This is a genomic window from Psychrobacter sp. (assembly GCF_030457785.1).
In the GTDB taxonomy this organism is placed as follows: domain Bacteria; phylum Pseudomonadota; class Gammaproteobacteria; order Pseudomonadales; family Moraxellaceae; genus Psychrobacter.
The window spans coordinates 1-2,675 of the sequence record NZ_JAKDUI010000273.1; the positions used below are offsets into that span (position 1 = coordinate 1).

The 2,675-nt window shown below is 42.7% G+C and carries 2 protein-coding genes; both read left to right on the forward strand.

All coding sequences use genetic code 11. The features are described from left to right. The first annotated feature begins 75 nt into the window (after positions 1-75). On the forward strand, positions 76-1,086 hold the full coding sequence (locus L0J61_RS10445; protein WP_301466378.1) for a protein kinase: 1,011 nt from the start codon (positions 76-78) through the stop codon (positions 1,084-1,086). A 191-nt stretch (positions 1,087-1,277) separates the two neighbouring features. Then, the gene (locus L0J61_RS10450; protein ID WP_301466379.1) at positions 1,278-2,342 is read left to right on the forward strand and encodes a 2,3-butanediol dehydrogenase; all 1,065 of its coding nucleotides are present in this window, start codon (positions 1,278-1,280) and stop codon (positions 2,340-2,342) included. Positions 2,343-2,675 lie beyond the last annotated feature (333 nt).

The window sequence follows — 2,675 nt, forward strand, 5'->3', positions numbered from 1 at the left end:
TTTTATGTCAATTATGGCTACGTCTGATGCCAGCATACTTTTTAGAACACCACCACAAAAAGTAATGATAATTATATGTCCATTATACAAGCATTACAGCGGCAAGCACAGCAGCTACTGCCGATTATTAGCCAAGCACTGATAGCACAAGGTTTTAGTGAAATAGAGCATCAGCGTATCAGCCAGCAGCATAATCAAGAAACGCCAGATAGCCATACTGACGATATGTGCTATCAAGGACTAACACGTGCCCAACATTTGCAGCTTGGCTGGGTGATGATTAAGTGGCAGTTGAGTTCAGAGGCGTGTCATATTTCAGGCGATTTGATTCGTGAAGCTAATATTTTAGCTGCTCTCAATACTGTATCACGAGAGAAAAATACGCTGACCAATATTGCACCGCCGTTGTTGGACTGCCACTGCTTAGCCGTTCAATTTTTGGCGCAGCCTCACAAACTAATAATAGCAGTGATGCCTTATTATCCAAATGGCAGCTTGGCAGGCCGGCTGAATGTCCGAAAACATCCACCAATGACAGCACAACAAAAGCATAATTGTATTTTGCAGTCCGCGCATCTCATCGCTGACTTGCATCATACTGGCTTGCTACACAATGATATTAAACCCAGTAATATCTTACTAGATGACGCTGTACATAGCGGTGTACCACATCATAGAAGTGTACCAAGCGATGTAAATAATAACGAGGTAATACCTGGTTTACTATTGACGGACTTTGCTTTGGCGGAGTACAGTAGTATTGCAAGTGTAGCAAATACTGCTGGGTCGCCAGCATATCTAGCACCCGAATGCTGGCAAGGGCAAGGCTCAACAGTACAAAGCGATATCTATGCATTTGCAATAATGCTGTACGAGATATTAGTAGGTGAGCGACCGTTTTCAATCAATACTCAGAGCAGTGAGCCAATGACTGATTGGGCGATTCAGCATTGCCAGCAGCCGATTCCAAAACTCCTATCAAAATATGGCATGTACCAATGCATTATTCACAAAGCATTGGCAAAACGAAAAGAAAAACGGTATCAAAGCATGATGGATGTGATCATAGACTTAGAAAACCTGTAACTCTCTTTTTGATCATAGCCGTCTGCTAAGTTTGTCCAATACTAATACTATGACTGAAAGTAAACTGAATATAGTTGCGACGTCAGTTTGATAGCCATTGTATTTTGTAGAGTCAGCATGCTTTGTGCTTTTTTTAAACGCATCAAGCACGATGTACTTTGAATCTTAGATTACAAACAAAGGAGTTTCGAATGAAAGCGGCACGTTTTTATGATAAAGGTGATATTCGTATCGAAGCCATACCAGTACCCACAGTTGAACCGGGTACGGTCGGCATTGATGTGGCATGGTGTGGTATTTGTGGTACCGATTTACACGAGTTTATGGAAGGTCCTATTTTTATTCCGCCGTGTGGTCATCCACATCCTATCTCAGGAGAGGACGCTCCAATCACGATGGGACACGAGTTCTCGGGGGTTGTTTATGAGGTTGGTGAAGGTGTCGATGATATAGAAATAGGCCAGCATGTAGTGGTTGAGCCCTACATCATCGCCGATGATGTATCGACAGAAGAGGGCGAAAACTACCATTTATCAAAAGATATGAACTTTATCGGTTTGGGCGGTCGTGGTGGTGGTCTGTCCGAAAAAATCTCGGTGAAACGTCGCTGGGTACATCCTATTTCTAACAAAATCCCATTAGATCAAGCTGCTTTGATTGAGCCGTTAGCCGTTGGTTACCATGCTTATGTGCGTAGTGGTGCTAAAGAAGGCGATGTGGCATTGGTTGGCGGCGGTGGCCCTATCGGCTTGTTGTTGTCAGCAGTGCTAAAAGCCAAAGGCATTACTGTGATTTTGACTGAGCTGAGTGCCAAGCGCAAAGAAAAAGCAAAAGAGGGTGGTGTGGTTGACTATATCGTCGATCCGACCGAAACTGACTTGGCTGAAGAAGTCATGAAAATCACCGAAGGGCGTGGTGTGGATGTTGCTTTTGAGTGCACCAGTGTTAATGCGGTAATGGACTCGTTGGTCGAGCTTACCAAGCCAACTGGTGTGGTGGTGATTGTTTCTATTTGGAGCCATCCTGCTACTGTAAATGTGCACAGTGTGGTGATGAAAGAGCTCGACCTACGCGGCACGATCGGCTATGTGAATAACCACAGAGATACGATCAAACTCGTCGAAGACGGTCTGGTTGATCTTGAGCCGTTTATCACTCAGCGTATTGCGCTAGACGATTTGATATCTAAAGGTTTTGAAACGCTTATTCACAACAATGAATCGGCGGTGAAAATTATCGTCAACCCAAATCTATAATCCACATAGGTATGAGTGGTAAGGCAGAGCTATCTATCTGTGATAAATAAGCTAGGCTGATAATGATAAGTACTGGTAACGAATAATCCCTTCCAATTTATTGGTGGGGATTATTTATATGGATGTCTTTTAATAAAAGTAGCAAACATAAAAAAACCTGCTAAAAAGCAGGTTTTAATATTCAAACTAAATTTGGTCTAAGATGTACTATCCGAAAATGGTGGGGCTGGAGAGACTCGAAACCTCCTTACAATTAAATCACTGCAGCGATACGATAGCTAATACCTTGTTATATATATGTTTTATATAAATCGTAATGCTATATGAGCAGTA

Excerpts from the sequence above, each read along its gene's own strand:
- L0J61_RS10445 (WP_301466378.1), top strand. The coding sequence starts at position 76 with ATGTCCATTATACAAGCATTACAGCGGCAAGCACAGCAGCTACTGCCG.
- L0J61_RS10450 (WP_301466379.1), top strand. The coding sequence starts at position 1,278 with ATGAAAGCGGCACGTTTTTATGATAAAGGTGATATTCGTATCGAAGCC.